The 15,868-nt window shown below is 74.3% G+C and carries 11 protein-coding genes and 1 pseudogene; 5 read left to right on the top strand and 7 right to left on the bottom strand.

What is annotated here, in order from left to right:
- Nucleotides 1-103: 103 nt before the first annotated feature.
- The 4 genes from ACFU5G_RS02195 to ACFU5G_RS02180 all read right to left on the bottom strand — a co-directional run bounded on the left by ACFU5G_RS02195 (nt 104) and on the right by ACFU5G_RS02180 (nt 2,747).
- Complete coding sequence (locus ACFU5G_RS02195) at nt 104-649, bottom strand: ferritin (RefSeq protein ID WP_377240309.1); 546 nt, start codon at nt 647-649, stop codon at nt 104-106.
- Nucleotides 650-716: 67 nt separating this feature from the next.
- Nucleotides 717-1,148, bottom strand: a complete 432-nt coding sequence (locus ACFU5G_RS02190; RefSeq protein WP_377240307.1) for a hypothetical protein — start codon at nt 1,146-1,148, stop codon at nt 717-719.
- 49 nt (nt 1,149-1,197) lie between these two features.
- Nucleotides 1,198-2,226 carry an NAD-dependent epimerase/dehydratase family protein gene (locus ACFU5G_RS02185; protein WP_377240305.1) on the bottom strand — a complete coding sequence of 343 codons (1,029 nt, stop codon included), beginning with the start codon at nt 2,224-2,226 and terminating at the stop codon, nt 1,198-1,200.
- Nucleotides 2,227-2,285: 59 nt separating this feature from the next.
- Nucleotides 2,286-2,747 (bottom strand): MerR family transcriptional regulator, encoded by a 462-nt coding sequence (locus ACFU5G_RS02180; RefSeq protein ID WP_377240303.1) that lies wholly within the window; start codon nt 2,745-2,747, stop codon nt 2,286-2,288.
- Nucleotides 2,748-2,902: 155 nt separating this feature from the next.
- Between ACFU5G_RS02180 and ACFU5G_RS02175 the strand changes: the two genes are divergently transcribed.
- Genes ACFU5G_RS02175 through ACFU5G_RS02160 form a run of 4 tightly spaced genes read left to right on the top strand, consistent with a single transcriptional unit; the run spans nt 2,903 to nt 6,759 of the window.
- On the top strand, nt 2,903-3,196 hold the full coding sequence (locus ACFU5G_RS02175; RefSeq protein WP_020015088.1) for a hypothetical protein: 294 nt from the start codon (nt 2,903-2,905) through the stop codon (nt 3,194-3,196).
- Nucleotides 3,193-4,017 carry a hypothetical protein gene (locus tag ACFU5G_RS02170; RefSeq protein ID WP_377240300.1) on the top strand — a complete coding sequence of 275 codons (825 nt, stop codon included), beginning with the start codon at nt 3,193-3,195 and terminating at the stop codon, nt 4,015-4,017. The genes ACFU5G_RS02175 and ACFU5G_RS02170 overlap by 4 nt, the downstream gene beginning before the upstream one ends.
- Nucleotides 4,018-4,045: 28 nt before the next feature.
- Complete coding sequence (locus ACFU5G_RS02165) at nt 4,046-6,010, top strand: fumarate reductase/succinate dehydrogenase flavoprotein subunit (protein ID WP_377240298.1); 1,965 nt, start codon at nt 4,046-4,048, stop codon at nt 6,008-6,010.
- Nucleotides 6,007-6,759, top strand: a complete 753-nt coding sequence (locus tag ACFU5G_RS02160) for a succinate dehydrogenase/fumarate reductase iron-sulfur subunit (RefSeq protein ID WP_377240295.1) — start codon at nt 6,007-6,009, stop codon at nt 6,757-6,759. Before ACFU5G_RS02165 ends, ACFU5G_RS02160 begins: the two co-directional genes overlap by 4 nt.
- On the opposite strand, the gene ACFU5G_RS02155 is transcribed toward ACFU5G_RS02160, so the two are convergent.
- Entirely contained in the window at nt 6,756-9,587 is a 2,832-nt protein-coding gene (locus ACFU5G_RS02155) for a BTAD domain-containing putative transcriptional regulator (RefSeq protein ID WP_377240293.1), read from the bottom strand. The genes ACFU5G_RS02160 and ACFU5G_RS02155 overlap by 4 nt on opposite strands.
- A gap of 97 nt (nt 9,588-9,684) precedes the next feature.
- On the opposite strand from ACFU5G_RS02155, the pseudogene ACFU5G_RS02150 reads away from it, so the two are divergent.
- Nucleotides 9,685-10,566 (top strand): annotated as a pseudogene (locus tag ACFU5G_RS02150) (DUF5937 family protein); the annotation flags it as partial.
- Nucleotides 10,567-10,625: 59 nt separating this feature from the next.
- Here the strand turns inward: ACFU5G_RS02150 and ACFU5G_RS02145 are convergent.
- Together ACFU5G_RS02145 and ACFU5G_RS02140 are read right to left on the bottom strand one after the other, a co-directional pair.
- The gene (locus ACFU5G_RS02145) at nt 10,626-13,061 is read right to left on the bottom strand and encodes a BTAD domain-containing putative transcriptional regulator (protein WP_377240291.1); all 2,436 of its coding nucleotides are present in this window, start codon (nt 13,059-13,061) and stop codon (nt 10,626-10,628) included.
- A gap of 581 nt (nt 13,062-13,642) precedes the next feature.
- Nucleotides 13,643-15,469, bottom strand: a complete 1,827-nt coding sequence (locus ACFU5G_RS02140; protein WP_377240322.1) for a DUF222 domain-containing protein — start codon at nt 15,467-15,469, stop codon at nt 13,643-13,645.
- Nucleotides 15,470-15,868: the final 399 nt, after the last annotated feature.

Genomic DNA, 15,868 nt, shown 5'->3' with positions numbered 1-15,868 from the left:
GCACAGGCCTGTGCCGACCTCGATGCAGACTGCCGACTCTGGACTTTCGACTGCCGACTGCCCACTCCCGACCGCCGCGAGTCAGCTCCGAGTCACCTCCGAGTCAGAGCGCCCCGCCCGCCGCGCGCGGGGCCGCCGCCGACTCGCCCGAGTCGCCGATCGTCTCGCGGGCCACGTAGTTCTCCAGGTCGAACAGGTTGTCGCCGGCGCGCTTCGCGACGGTGACCAGGGTGTTCGCCGCGGCGACCTCTTCGACCTGCTCCTCCAGGAACCAGAGCAGGAACTGCTCGCCCAGGGCGTCGCCCTCGGCGCGGGCCGCGTTGAAGATGGCCTCGATCTGGCGGGTGACCTGCTGCTCCTGGTCGAGCGCGAGCTGCAGGGGCTCCAGCACGTCCTTGAAGTCGTTGCGCACCTCGGGCGTGCCCGGGATCGCCACGGGCAGGGACCGGTCCAGGTGGTACTGGACGATCATCATGCCGTGGTTGCGCTCCTCCAGCGCCTGCCGGTAGAAGTGCGCGGCGAGCTGCGGCAGGTCGTGGCTGTCGAACCAGACAGCGATCGCCACGTACTGGAGGTGCGCCGCGAACTCGTGGCCCACCTGCTCGCCCAGCAGCCGCAGGTACTCGGAGTTCTCCTCGTGGGTCGTCATGGGGCCAACGCTAGGTCATCCCGGGCGTCATCTCCTGGGCCCGTCGCCCGGCCGCGCGCGGCGTACGTCACAGGTCGGGCCGGTGCAGGTGCACGGGGGCCATGTCGAGCCGCCGGACCAGGTCGCGGCACAGGTTCTCGACGTCGGGGCTCGCGGCGCAGCCGACCCAGAGGGCGAACGGCCCGGCGCAGCCGCAGACGTCGTCGGGCAGCCACTCGGCGGCCCAGGCGGAGACCGCGGCGGCCAGGAGCTGGCCGCGCCGGGGGCGGGGCGCCCCCGGCTCGCGGCGCAGCACGTGCAGGCCTACGCCGGGCGGCAGCACCCAGTCCGCGGGGTCGGCGTACGGCTGCCCGCCCGTGGCCCCGACCTCCACGAACATCTGGCCGTGGGCGTAGACGGGGAGCAGGTCGACCAGCTCCAGCAGCCGGGGCGCGTCGTGCACGTCGCCCGCCAGGAGCAGGTGCAGGGGCCAGGCGTCGTCGTAGTGGTGGTCGGTCACGTCGTCCTCTCAGGGTCACCCCGGGCTGGAACGTGGGGTGAGGTAAGGCTTACCTAACACCATCGGAGGCGGTGGGGGCAAGGCTCCGCGCGGTGTCCAGGAGCGTGGTCCCGGCCGGCACGAACGACATCCCCAGCAGCCGCCGGGCCTTGGCGTTGCTGATCTCCAGGGGCGGCAGCCCGCCGACGGCGTCCTGCTCCACCGTCGCGATCTCCACCCCGAGCTCGCGCCGCAGCAGCTCGATCACCCAGCCCCAGGTCACCACGTCGCCGCTCGTGAGCAGGATGCGCTCGCCGACCGCGGCCGGCGTCGACATGGCGCGGACGTGCGCCTCGGCGACGTCGCGCACGTCGACGACGCCGAACCGCATCCGGGGCAGCGCCGGCAGGCCGCCGGTCAGCATGGCGCCCACCGCGCCGACCGACGTGGACAGCCGCCCGCCCAGCACCGGACCGAAGATGCCGGTCGGGTTGAGCACGGTCAGCCCCAGCGGTGTCTGCGGGCCGCGGACCTGCTCGGCGACGAAGTCCCAGGCCGCACGCTCGGCCAGCACCTTCGAGCGGATGTAGGGGTCGTTCGGGTGGCCGGGGTCGGTCCAGTCGCGCTCGTCGTACGGCCGCCCGGTGGGCGGGCCGTACCCGACCGCGGCGAACGACGACGTCAGCACCACGTGCGTCACGCCGGCGTCCCGCGCGTGGCGCAGGACCCGCAGGGTGCCCTCGACGGCCGGCGCGATGACCTCGTCGGCCCGCTCGGGCGGCACCGAGAGGAACGGCGACGCGACGTGGTGGACCACCGACACGCCCGCGAGGGCCTCGGCCCAGCCCGCGTCGTCGTCGAGCGAGGTCACGACCGTCTCCAGGCGGTCGCCGGGGTCGACGCCTGCGGCACGTACCAGGTGCCCGACGGCGTCGGCGCGGGCGGCGTCGCGCACGGTGGCGCGGACGCGGTGCCCGCGGTCCAGCAGGGTGGCGACGAGGCGGCCGCCGACGTAGCCGTTGCCGCCGGTCACGAGGACCGGGCTCTCGGGCGTCGCGATTTCGGGCGTCGCGATTTCGGGCATGACGGGTCCAGGCATGGTGCTGCTCCTCAGTGTGGGTTCCTACGAATGTGGTGGTGGGGCGAACGAGCGCGGGCTCAGAACCGCGACATCGCCCCGAGCGTCCGGTCGGTCGCCCGCCGCTCGGCGTCGGCGTCACCGTCCACGCGGGCCTGCCACAGGTCGGCCTTGGCCCGCAGGTACTCCAGGCGCACGCCGAGCCGGGCGATCTCGGCCTCGACGCGGTCGGCGTGCGCGGCGAACAGGGCGGCCTCCTCGGCGGCGGCCGCGAGGTCGCCGGGGGCGAGCAGGGCCAGGTAGCGCCGCATCTCGTCGATCGGCACGCCCGCGCCGCGCAGGCAGGACAGCGCCTCCAGCGTCTCGACCACCTGCGGCCCGAACCGGCGGTGGCCGCTGTCCGGGTCGCGGTCCACGGGCGGGATCAGCCCGATCTGCTCGTAGTAGCGCAGCGTGGACTGGGCCAGCCCGGTGCGGCGGGCGACCTGCTGGATGGTGAGTGCCCGTTCCGGCGCTGCAGTGGCTGCTGCTGTCGTGGCCATGACCCCAGCCTGCGACACCTCGAGCGCTTGAGGTCAACTGTGCCGCCGATCACGCCCCACGCCAGGTTCGCCCTTGCTTAACTGCCGCGGGCACGGCAGAGTCTGGTGTGACGCACCTCACGACGGGGTGAGGCGCGTCGCCAAGGAGGTGCCCTGTGACCACCACCGAGTTCGCGACGCTGCGCCGGTCCATCGAGCAGCTGCGTCGAAGCGTCGCCGACGTGCGCGGCGCGTTCGGGGACGCCCCGGAGGTCCGTCGCCTGGTCAACGACCTGGAGCGGCTGGAGATCGACGCGGGCGACCTGGCCGCGGCCCACCCGTCGCGCGCGGCGGGGCTCGGCGGCCCGGAGCCCGAGCACGTGGTGGTCCCCGACACCCCGCTGGACGAGAAGATGTTCAGCGATGCCGACGACGAGGGGCTCGGCGGCTACCACGGCGACCGCTCGTGACGGCGACCGCGCGCCACCCCGCGTGGCGCGGGGTCGACGCGCCCGGGCGCGCCGCGGTCGGCGTCCGCACGCTGCGCACCGACCGCTGGTGGCTGGCCCCGGTGGCGACTGCGCTCGGCCTGCTGGTCTTCGTCGTCTACGCGACCGCGCGGGCGTTCCAGCAGGCGTACTTCTTCGCGGACGAGCGCTACCTGACGCCGTTCTACTCGCCGTGCGTGTCGCTCGGCTGCGCGTCCGCACCGGGCTCGTCGCACTTCGGCATGTTCCTGCCCGACCACCCGCTGATCCCGTACGCGGCCCTGAGCCTGCCGTTCCTGCTGGGCTTCCGGCTGACCTGCTACTACTACCGCAAGGCGTACTACCGGTCGTTCTGGCTGGCGCCCGCGGCGTGCGCGGTGCCGGAGCCCCACGCCCGGCAGACGGGGGAGACCCGCTTCCCGCTGGTCATGCAGAACGTGCACCGGTACTTCTTCTACGTCGCGGTGCTGGTCTCGCTGGTCAACACCTATGACGCCCTGGTCGCGTTCCGGCACCCCGACGACGGCTTCGTCGTCGGCGTCGGCAACCTGGTGCTGCTGGCCAACGTCGTGCTGCTGTGGTGCTACACGGCGTCATGCCACTCGTGCCGGCACGTGATGGGCGGCCGCCTGACGCACTTCTCGAAGCACCCGGTCCGGTACTGGCTCTGGACCCGGATCTCCGCGCTGAACACGCGACACATGCTCTTCGCCTGGATCACGCTCGCCTCGCTGATCCTCACCGACCTGTACGTGATGCTCGTGGCGCGCGGGACGATCGTGGACCTCCGCCTCATCGGATAGCGCCCGTCTCCGGAAGGAAGAAGCAGCCTTGACCGAGATCGAACGGCACGACTACGACGTCCTCGTGATCGGTGCGGGTGGTGCGGGGCTGCGCGCCGCGATCGAGGCCCGCGAGCGCGGGCTGCGCACGGCGATCGTCTGCAAGTCGCTGTTCGGCAAGGCGCACACCGTGATGGCCGAGGGCGGCTGCGCGGCGGCGATGGGCAACGTCAACGAGCACGACTCCTGGCAGGTGCACTTCCGCGACACCATGCGCGGCGGCAAATTCCTGAACAACTGGCGCATGGCGGAGCTGCACGCCAAGGAGGCGCCCGACCGCGTCTGGGAGCTGGAGACGTACGGCGCGCTGTTCGACCGGACGGCGGACGGCCGGATCAGCCAGCGGCACTTCGGCGGGCACACCTACCCGCGGCTGGCGCACGTCGGCGACCGCACGGGCCTGGAGCTGCTGCGCACCATGCAGCAGCGCATCGTGGCGCTGCAGCAGGCCGACCACGCCGCCACCGGCGACTACGAGGCGCGGCTGCGGGTGTTCGCCGAGTGCACCGTCACCGAGCTGCTGACCGACCCCGCCGGGGCCGGCGACCACGCGCCGATCGCCGGCGCCTTCGGGTACTGGCGGGAGTCGGGCCGACACGTGCTGTTCTCCGCACCCGCCGTCGTCCTGGCCACGGGCGGGATCGGCAAGTCCTTCCAGGTCACGTCCAACTCGTGGGAGTACACGGGCGACGGCCACGCCCTGGCGCTGCGGGCGGGCGCGAGCCTCGTGGACATGGAGTTCGTCCAGTTCCACCCCACGGGCATGGTCTGGCCGCCGAGCGTCAAGGGGATCCTCGTGACCGAGGGCGTGCGCGGCGACGGCGGCGTGCTGCGCAACTCCGACGGCGACCGCTTCATGTTCGGGTACGTGCCGGACGTCTTCAAGGGCCAGTACGCCCAGACCGAGGACGAGGCCGACCGCTGGTACGACGACCAGGAGAACAACCGCCGCACGCCCGACCTGCTGCCCCGCGACGAGGTGGCCCGCGCCATCAACACCGAGGTCAAGGAGGGGCGCGGCTCCCCGCACGGCGGCGTCTACCTGGACATCGCGAGCCGCATGCCGGCCGAGGAGATCAAGCGGCGCCTGCCCTCGATGTACCACCAGTTCAAGGAGCTGGCCGACGTCGACATCACCGCCGAACCCATGGAGGTCGGCCCCACCTGCCACTACGTGATGGGCGGCATCGAGGTGGACCCCGACACCGGGCAGTCGCGCGTGCCGGGGCTGTTCGCGGCGGGGGAGTGCGCCGGGGGCATGCACGGCTCGAACCGGCTGGGCGGCAACTCGCTGTCCGACCTCCTGGTCTTCGGCCGCCGCGCCGGGCTCGGCGCGGCCGACTACGTCACCGGCCTCGAACGCCGTCCCACGATCCGGGAGGCCGACGTCGAGGTCGCCGCCGCGATGACACTCGCCCCCTTCGACGCGCACCCCGCCGCCGCCGGCGGCGAGAACCCCTACACGTTGCACGCCGACCTGCAGCGCGTCATGAACGACCTGGTGGGCATCATCCGCACGGAGGCCGAGATGGTCGCCGCGCTCGACCGGCTCGCCGAGCTGCGGGCCCGGGTGCACGACGTCGTCGTCGAGGGGCACCGGCAGTACAACCCGGGCTGGCACCTCGCGCTCGACCTGCGGAACATGCTCATGGTCAGCGAGGCCGTGGCGTCCTCCGCGCTGCTGCGCACCGAGAGCCGCGGCGGGCACACCCGCGAGGACCACCCGGGGCTCGACCCGCAGTGGCGGCACCGGGTGCTGGTCACGCACTGCGTGGATGCAGGCGCCGGCGCCGTCGTGCCGCGGACCGCCGTCGAACCCGCCGAGCGGGTGCCGATGCGCGCCGACCTGCTCGCGCTGTTCGACCTGCCCGAGCTGGAGAAGTACTACACGGCGCCGGAGCTCGCGGGGCATCCAGAGCAGGGTTCGCGGCAGGGCGCGGGAGGCACACCATGACCTACAAGGGCCGGTTCCGCGTCTGGCGCGGCGACGCCGACGGCGGGGTGCTCGCGGACTTCACGGTGGAGGTGAACGACGGCGAGGTGGTGCTCGACGTCCTGCACCGGTTGCAGGCCACGCAGGCGCCCGACCTCGCGGTGCGGTGGAACTGCAAGGCGGGCAAGTGCGGGTCGTGCTCGGCGGAGATCAACGGGCGCCCGCGCCTGCTCTGCATGACGCGGATGTCCGTGTTCGCGCCCACCGACGTGGTCACGGTGACGCCGATGCGCACGTTCCCGGTGCTGCGCGACCTCGTGACGGACGTGTCGTTCAACTACGCGAAGGCGCGCGAGGTGCCGTCGTTCACGCCGCCCGCGGACCTCGCGCCGGGCGAGTACCGGATGGCGCAGGTCGACGTGGAGCGCTCGCAGGAGTTCCGCAAGTGCATCGAGTGCTTCCTGTGCCAGGACACGTGCCACGTGGTGCGCGACCACGACGAGAACAAGGAGGCGTTCGCCGGCCCGCGGTTCCTGATGCGCATCGCCGAGCTGGAGATGCACCCGCTGGACGTCGCCGACCGGGTGCCCGCGGCGCAGGACGAGCACGGGCTGGGCCGGTGCAACATCACCAAGTGCTGCACCGAGGTGTGCCCCGAGGGCATCAAGATCACGGACAACGCGCTGATCCCGATGAAGGAGCGCGTGGCCGACCGGCGGTACGACCCGCTGGTCTGGCTGGGCCGGACCATCTCGCGGCGCCGGGACTAGGGGTTGCTCGTGGTCTGCGCCGCGGCACGGTCCGCGGCGTGCGCCAGCGCCTCCCGGATCCCCGCGACGCCGCCGAGGCCGAGCTCCAGGTGCTGGTCCAGGCACTCCTGCCAGGTGTCGCGCGCCTGGGCCCAGCGGCCGACGTCGCCGAGCAGGGCGGCGCGCCGGCGCTCGGCCGCCACGAGGTCCTGCCGCATGTCGAACTTCCGGAACCGGACGGCGGCCTCCTGGTAGCAGGCGATCGCGCGCTCCGGGTCGCCGAGCCGCGCGTGCAGCAGGCCGAGCGTGTCCCACACGACCGCGCGCGTGGTGGGGTTGTCGGCGTCGTTCAGCAGGGCCAGCGCCTGCTCGGCGAGCGGGAGCGCCCGGGTGAGGTCGCCGTCGTGCGCCAGGGCCCACGCCAGGATGTTCAGGGCGTGCGCCTCGTAGTACGCCTCGCCCGTGCGGCGGCCGTGCACCAGGGCCCGCTCGGCCTGCCGGACGGCGTCGGCGTGGCGGCCCCAGCGCACCAGGTCGCCCGCGTACCCCTGGTGGGCCATCTGGAGCGCCCGCGGGTCGTCCAGCTCCGTCGCCAGGTCCACGGTGCGCCGGCGCAGGTCCTCGCCCTGCGCCGTCCGGCCCGCGACCGCGGCCATGGCCGCCAGGTAGCGCAGGCACCACAGCTCGGCCGGGCGGTCCCCGGTCCGCAGGGCGACGTCGCGCGCCGTGACCAGCCCGACCCACAGCGCATCGCGGAGGTCGGCGTGGTACGACAGCGTGCTGTAGAGCGCCCAGACCAGCGACACCGCCTCGGCGTCGAGCCCCTGGGCGCGGGCGGCGTCGACCACGGCGAGCAGCACCGCCCCCTCGGCCCGGAACCAGGCGGCCGGCTCCTGGTCGGGCACGCGGGCCGGGCCGGGGTCGGTGACGAAGGCCTGCGGCACGCGCGCCGGCCACCGGCGCCGGTCCATCTCCAGGGCCACGCCGAGGTACCACCGGGTCAGACGCCGCAGCGCCGCCTCCCGCTGATCGGGCGGCTCGTCCAGCCGCGCACGTTCCCGGGCGTACTCCGCGACCAGGTCGTGCATCGCGTACCGGCCGGGGGCGTGCTCGGTCACGAGGTTGACGCGGGTCAGCTCGGCCAGGGCGGCGTCGGCGGTGTCGGGTTCCCCCGCGAGCGCGCGGGTCGCCTCCCGCGAGACGTCGGGCCCAGGGTGTGTCCCGAGCAGCCGGAACAGGCGCACGCCGTCCGGGGACAGCGCCCGGTACGACGTGGCGAACACGCTGCGGACGTCGGCCATCGCGTCGTCGTCGCCCAGCGCGTCGAGCCGGGCGCCGCCGTCGGCCAGCTCGTCCGCGACCGCGGAGAGCGGGAACGCGGGCCTGGCCAGCACCCGGGCCGCGGCGATCACGATCGCGAGCGGCAGGCCGGCGCACCGTGCCACGATCCGGCGCGCCGCCTCCGGCTCGGCGGCGGTCCGCTCGACGCCGACCCGCAGCGCGAGCAGGTCGAGCCCCTCGGCCGGCGTGAGCGTGCCCAGCGCGACCCGGCGCAGGTCCTGCGCGGGGGCCAGGCCGCTCAGCGTGGCGCGGCTGGTCACCACGGTGACGCTCGCGCCCGGCCCCGGCAGGAGCGGCCCCACCTGGTCGGCGTCGCGGGCGTTGTCCAGCACCACGAGCAGCCGCCGGCCCGCCACGATGCCCCGGTACAGCGCGAGCTGGGCCTCCTCCGACGCCGGCACCCGGCCCTTGGCCACGCCCAGCGCGTCCAGGAACCCCCGCACCACCGTCGCGGCGGGTACCGGGGCCGACGCCGGGTCGAACCCGCGCAGGTTCGCGTAGAGCTGCCCGTCGGGGAACCGGTCGGCCACCCGGTGCGCCCAGTGCAGCGCCGTCGCCGTCTTGCCCACCCCACCGGCGCCGTCCAGGAGCGCGACCCGCGGCGCGGCGTCGTCGGCCAGCAGGCGGTCGAGCCCGGCCAGGGCCTCGGCGCGCCCGCTGAACGCGCGGGGCGCCAGGGGGAGCTGGCGGGGGACCAGGCCGGGCTGTGCTGTCCCGTCCTGTGTCATCCCGCCCTGGGTGATCCCGCCCTGGGTGATCTCGCGGCGCACCCGCCGGACCGCCTCGCCGGGGCCGATGCCCAGCTCGTCGGCGAGGGTCCGCTCCAGCCTGGCGTAGGCGTCGAGCGCGTCGGCGCGGCGTCCGCCCCGGACCAGGGCCGTCATGAGCTGGGCCCAGAAGCGCTCCTGGAGCGGGTACCGGCTCGTCAGGTCCTGGAGCTCGGGAAGGTACTGGTCCGCCGTGTTGTCTGTCGTGCTGTCCTCCGGGCGGTCTGCCGCCGCCAGGTCCAGCTCGAGCCGGCGGGCCAGCGCCGTCAGGCGCTGCTCGTCCAGCCGCGGCGCCTCGGCCGCGTGCAGCGTCGCCGAGGTGACCCCGTCGAACGCCGGGCCGCGCCACAGCCGCAGCGCGGCCACGAGCCGCCGCCGTTCGGCCGCGGGCGCGTCGCCCGGCCGGGCCCGCACGAGGTCCGCGAACGCGGCGGCGTCGACCCGCTCCGGGGGCACGGCGAGCCGGTAACCGCCCGGGACGGTCTCCACGGCGGCGTCGCCCAGAGCGCTGCGGAGCCGGCGGACCAGCACCTGCAGCGACCGCTGCGGGGCGGCGGGCAGGTCCTCGCCCCACACCACGTCGACCAGGCGCTCCACGGTCACGGGCTCACCGCGGCCCACCGCGAGCCCGGCCAGGAGCGAGCGCAGCCGGTCCGGCAGCCGCACCGGCTCGTCGTCGACCCCGACGGCGAACGGTCCCAGCAGGGCGACCGTGACCGCGGGCCGGTCCCCGTCGTCCACCCGGCCATCCTGCCGGGTCCGGACCGCACAGGAAAGCGCAGGTCGGACCGGGTGCGTCTGAAAGCGGTCTGAAACCGGCGGCGAGTGGAATGGCTGGATGCTACGCATCCACTTCACCTCGCAGGACCTGCTGCGGGTGCGGCTCGCGCCCGGGCCCGACCCGCTGTGGGAGGCGGTGCTGAGCGCGCACCAGGTCAACGTCGCGGGCGGCCCGCTGGTCTTCGGCCAGTGGCGCTCCCAGGTCGTGTCCGGGCTCACCCGGGAGGCGCGCTCCTACCTGGGGCTGACGCCGCCGCGCGGCTACACGCCCGACTTCCTCACGCCCGCGGGCGGGTCCACCGACTTCGGCGAGGGCCTGGACACGATGCTGAGCACGCCGTCGGCCCGGTTCCAGGACGAGCTGGAGCTGCTGAGCCGACGCCGCGAGGTGCCCCGCTGGGCCGCCGACCTGCACCGTTCGACCGTGGCCCGGCACCGGCTTGGCGTGGCCGCCAGGGCCTTCCACGACCAGGCGCTGGCACCGCACTGGACGGCGGTCCGCAGCGCCGTCGAGGCCGACGTCGCGGCCCGCGCCCGCACCCTGACCAGCGGTGGCACGCAGGCGCTCCTGGCGTCGGTGCACCCGACGATCACCTGGCGCGACCCGGTGCTGTGCGTCGACACCGCCGCCGACCGCGACGTGTACCTGGAGGGGCGGGGGCTCACGCTGCAGCCGGCGTTCTTCTGCTGGCGTGCCCCCATCTCGCTGGCCGACCCGGAGCTCGCGCCCGTGCTCGTCTACCCCGTGCCGCTCCGGCTGTCCTGGCTCCAGCCGGCCGGTGGTGGGCACCACGACCGGGCGCTCGCCGCGCTGCTGGGGCGCACCCGGGCCGCGGCGCTGTCCGCCCTGGCGTACGGCGCCAGCACCAGTGAGCTGGCCCGGCACATCGGCGTGTCCGCGCCGTCGGCGTCCGAGCACGCGTCGGTGCTGCGCGACGCCGGGCTCATCGCGTCGCGGCGCGAGCGCAACAGCGTCTGGCACACGCTGACTCCGCTCGGTCAGGCGGTGCTGGACGGGGGCCGGGAGCTGGTCGCCGCGGCGAGCCCGGCGAGCCCGGCGCCGCCGGCGACTCCGGTGAGCCCGTCGAGACCGGTGCGGACCGACTCGGCGTCCCGGCGGGCGGCCACCGCGCGGTGGGGCTCGCCCGCGGCGTCGTAGGCGGCGCCGAGCCGTTCGAGGGCCTCGGCGAGGCCGGGCGCCCCCTCCAGCGCCTCGTCGTACCGGCCGAGCCGCAGCAGCGACTGCGTGATCCAGCGCCGGCACGCGACCTGCTCAGGGAGGTCGCCGAGCGTCTCCAGGGCGTCGAGCGCCAGGAGGCCGGTCTCCAGGAGCGTCGGGATCTGGCCGCGGCCCCACAGGTAGGGGCGCAGGCAGCGTGCGATGCGCCAGGTGTGCCCGGGGTTCCCGGTCGCGGCGGCCCGGCGCACCATGCCGACGAAGACGGGCGCCTCGTCGTCGAACAGGGCGAGGCCGGCGTCGTACCCGGTCGGCGCGGTGGTGCCGACGACGCCGTCGGGCGCGGGGCCGAGCGTGTGCCGGTCCGCGGTGGGTGCCAGGGCCTCCTCGGCCTGGTGCGCCGCGTGCAGGTAGTGCTCGAGCATGCGGACCGTGGCGGCTCCGGTGTCCCGGGGCGGGTCGCCGGCGACGAGCTCGTTCGCGTAGTCCATCAGCAGCTCGTGCATGGTGAACCGGCCGGGCGCCAGCTCGATCAGGAGGCTCGCGCGCTCCAGCTCGGCGATCGCGGCGCGGGCGCGCTGCTCGGTGACCGCGCCGAGGCTCGCGACCCCCGGGACGGTGAGGTGCGGCCCGGGGTGCAGGCCGAGCAGGCGGAACACCCTCGCGGCGTCGTCGCCCAGCGCTCGGTAGGACCAGGAGAAGACGGAGCGGGCGGGCCGGTCGCCGTCGGCGGACAGGGCCGCGATCCGGGAGTCGTGCCGGTGCAGCTCGCGCACCACGGCCGCGAGCGGCGCCCCGGGCCGTCCGACGGCGCGCTCCGCGACGATCACGTGCGCCAGCGGCAGGCCCCCGCACAGGGCGAGCAGCTCGCCGCCCGCGGCCGGTTCGGCGGCGAGCCGGGCGGCGCCCAGCCGGGCGGCCAGCACGTCCTCGGCCTCGGACGGCGTGAGCGTGCCCAGCGCGAGGCGGGCCGCGCCCTCGACGGCGACGAGCCCGCCCAGGCGGTTCCGGCTCGTGACGACGACGACGCAGCGCCGTCCGCCCGGGAGCAGGGGTCGCACCTGCTCGACGTCGCGCGCGTTGTCGAGCACCACCAGCATCCGGCGGTCGGCGAGCACCGAGCGGTACAGCGCGGTCTGGGCGTCGGCGTCGTCGGGGATGCGGTCGGGCGGGATGCCGAGGGCGTCGAGGAACGTGCGGACGGCGACCGCGGGCGCCAGCGGCGTGTTGGTCGGGAAGTAGCCGCGGAGGTTCACGTAGAGGGTGCCGTCGGGGAAGCGGTCGGCGGCGCGGTGCGCCCACTGCAGCACCGTCGTCGTCTTGCCGATGCCGCCGGGGCCGTCCACGACGGCGATCCCGGGAGCGTCGTCGAGCAGCGTGTCCAGGGCGGCGAGGGCCTCGCGGCGGCCGCGGAACGCGCCGTCCGGCGGCGGGAGCATGCGGGGCGCGGCGGGCTGGGCGGGGTCGCCCGCGAGGAGGGCGCGGTGGAGGGCCTGTGCCTCCTCGCCGGGCTGGGTGTCGAGCTCGTCGCGGAGCGTGCGGTACAGATCCTGGTAGGCGGCCAGCGCGTCCGCGCGGCGGCCGGTGCGGTCGAGCACGGCCATGAGGCGCACCCACAGGCTCTCGCGCAGGGGGTGGAGGCCGACGAGCTCGCGCAGGCCGGCGGCCAGCTCGTCGAGGTCGGGGGAGTTGGTGGCGGCGTCGGTGACTGCGTTGGTGGTGGTGGGGCCGGGGGTGGGGCCGGCCAGGGCGACGTCGGCGGCACGTTCTACGGCCTGGAGGACGGTCTCCAGGAGGCGCGGGCGGTCGTCGGCGATCAGCAGGTCGGAGTCGACGGCCTCGAAGGGGAGGCCCCGCCAGTGGCCCAGGGCGTCGCGCAGGAGGCGGTACTCCTCGGTGGGTTCCTGGGCCGTATCGCTCTGGGCGAGCCTGGTCTCGAAGCGGTGCAGGTCGACGGCCTCGGGCGGGACGTCGAGGGCATAGCCCCCGGAGGTGGTGCGGACGGCGGCGGCGCCGGTCGCCGTGCGCAGGCGCGTCACCAGCACCTGGATCGCCTTTCGGGTGTCGGCGGGGCGGTCCGTGCCCCAGACCGCGGCGGCGATGCGCTCGGTGGACACGGGGCGCCCGACGTCGAGGGCGAGCACCGCCAGGAGAGTGCGGAGGCGGGAGCTGAGGGGGAGGGGCGCGCCGTCGACGGTCACGGCGAACGGGCCGAGCAGGCGCACCGACAGCGTGCGGGTGTGCTCGGTGCCCGGCATGTTCGCTCCCTCGCGTGGTTGTCCCCGCCCAGTATCGGGGGTCGGGGGCGGGCGGGTTGCTCCGGCGTGCTGTGTGCCCATCCTGGTCGACGTCGATAGGTGATCCCTGCGTTGCGGCCGGGTGTGGTCTGGGGGCGGGGTGGCGGGGGCGGTTGGACCGGTGTGGCCGGGCGTGCTGGGCGGATTGGCTGGTGCTGGGGTGCTGGGGTGCTGGGGTGCTGGGGTGCTGGGGTGCTGGGGTGCTGGGGTGCTGGGGCGAGCCGGGCGCCGTCGGGGCTGCCCAGGCTAGGTCCCGGATGCAGACGGCTGCCGCTCGAGTGCCTGGGTAGCGCCGTGAGGTGGGCCGGTGTGTCTGCTGGTGCCGCGGGCTGACAAGGGCGCTCGCAGCGTCGGCAATTTGCCGAGGCGCGTGCCGGCCTGCCCGATCGCACGCTCCCGACGATGCGCAGCACGACGGGACGGCTCCTCTGCGGGCCCGGGGTGTGCAGGCGTCCGTTCATGGGCACTCGCCCGCTGCCGCCGGTCGAGGCGCGCGACAACGGCGGTGCCGCCGTCTGTGGCGGGTGCCGGGGGAACTGACGTCAGGCCGGGTGCGACCAGGACAGGTCGGCTCGGCGGAACCGGGCTGGTGCCCGACCTGCTGTCCGGCGGGGTGGTTGCGGTGCCGGGCGCGGTTGCCGGGGTGGAGGGCTCGGCCGGTAGGCGATCGCGCCGTGGGCGGGCGTGGTCTGGCAGCCGATCGAGTAGCGGCTGCGTGGGACGCGGCCGGGTGCGGGGCCGGTCATGCCGGCCGCCGGAGTCCAGGGTGGAGTCGTGGCGCGGTCGCGGGCCGGCGTCGTGTCCTGATCGGTGCTGGGCATGGCCGTGTTCCGGTCGGGGTCTGCGTCGACACCTTGTCCCGCCTGGGTGGCCAGCAGCGCGTCGCCAGGTGCAGCTTCGGCCGAGTGCGTGTCCATGCCAGGGGCTGCGGTCGCGTCGGTGACCAGGGTCGTTCCGCGCTCGGGTGCTCCATCACGAACCAGGGCCTTGCGACGGGTCGGCGTGCCCCCACGAACCGAGGTGTTATCCACCAGTGGCTCGTCCCGGCCTGGTGCCGTGTCACGCACTTGTGGCACGCCTCGGCCCTGCGTCGCGTCCCGGGTCGTGGCTGGTGTCGGCGGTGTGGGCGCGACCGAGACATAGATGTGCCCGGTCGGGGTGACCGTCTCGACCGCGTGAAGTCCGTTGAATTGAGTGGTCTTCTGCGACCAGCCCGGTGCCTGCTTCGCATGGTTGCAGCGGGCACACAGGCCCTGACCGTTGTCGAGACTGGTCGGGCCGCCCTCGGCATGCGGGGTGACGTGGTCCAGGTGGCGCACGGGTGCGTCGCACCAGGTAGTGGCGCAGATGCCCTGCTCCCGGGCACGCAGCAGGCTCGACAGTCCTTGCGGGTGGAACCGGGAGGTGGACGTCGTGGCCAGCAGCCGACCGTGCGGGTTGACGTAGATCGAGCGCAGCCACGCGGAGTCGGTGTCGACTGCATGGGCAGCGAGGTTCCTCGCGACCGGGGCCGGGACGACACCCGCACCCGCAGGTGCACCCTCGACCACCATCGCGGGCTGGCCGCCGTTGGCGAGGAGGGTGTCGTCCGAGACCAGGAGGTTGATCGTGACCGGCACATCGTTCGCGTGGCCGGGCTCACGGGCGGTGACGCGTTCGATCAGGGTGTCGGCCATGATCTGACCCACCCCACGCTCATCACCCGTGGTCTTCGTTGTTTCGGCGTGGGTCTTGAGCTGGGCGTAGGCCTGCACTCCTTGGGCCATCGGGACCAGTGCGGTCAGGTAGACCATCAGGTCCGGTGCTGGGCGGATCGAGACCCGCCGCTCCGTGACAGCCTTCGCGTTGCGCTTCACGCAGGCGTGTACGTCGAGCTGTGCGGCGAGTTCCTTGATCCGGGCCACGAGGCGGCGGGTGCTCATGCGGGCCAGTTCGGTCAGGTGGGTGGGTCCGCAGATCTCCTCGTCGATCAGGGCCCGGTGCTCCACGGACAGGTGCGAGGTCTCCCGGACCAGGAGGGTGGCTCGCCACTGGGACAGCACCCCGGCCTGCAGGGCGGCGAAAGTGTGGGGCATCTGGGTGACCCAGACCCGGGACGTGGACACGAACCCGGCACCGGCGTGCGGGCTGACCTGCAGCGCCGCGCCGACCTGGTTCGGGACACCCCGACCACGCCGCTCGGCCCGGATGCTCTGCCGAGCCTCCTCAGCACGAGTCGCCTCATCCAGGGCCACCGTGATCCGGGCCTGGGTCGCGGTGATTGCGTTCTTGACCGCTTCGAGTTCGCCGAGCAGGTCTACCCATTCGGCCTGCACCGCGCTGGAGACCACAGCACCAGACCCAATGTCAGTGGCTCCGGGCAAGATCATCTCCGCCAGGGCACGCCGCACCGCCCGCACCCCCGCCACATCAACTGTTCGGTCGAGCGTCGGCACACCGGTCGCCCCGACAGCACCGGGCTCCGGAGCACTACCAGGCTGCAGTGCACTACCGGGCTGCAGGACAGCATCGGGCAGCAGCACCTCGCTAGGCAGCCTCGGACCGTTCCCGGGCAGCACCGATCGAGCAGGCTGCTTGCCTGCTCGTCCTGGCACTCCACCGGTTCGCTTCATGCCATCAACATATGGCACACCCGTTCGCACCGCTCGCTGAACCGACCCGATCTGCCAATAGCAGAATCCGGCTGCGCGTCGTGTGGACAAGCCCTGGAACTCAGCGGCCTGTGCCCCTGTTCGGATGGCCCTCGTCGTCGACCACGCCACACGACA

The sequence above is a fragment of the Promicromonospora sp. NPDC057488 genome, from assembly GCF_042802395.1.
Taxonomy (GTDB): Bacteria; Actinomycetota; Actinomycetes; order Actinomycetales; family Cellulomonadaceae; genus Promicromonospora.
This window is presented reverse-complemented; position numbering and strand designations above follow the sequence as displayed.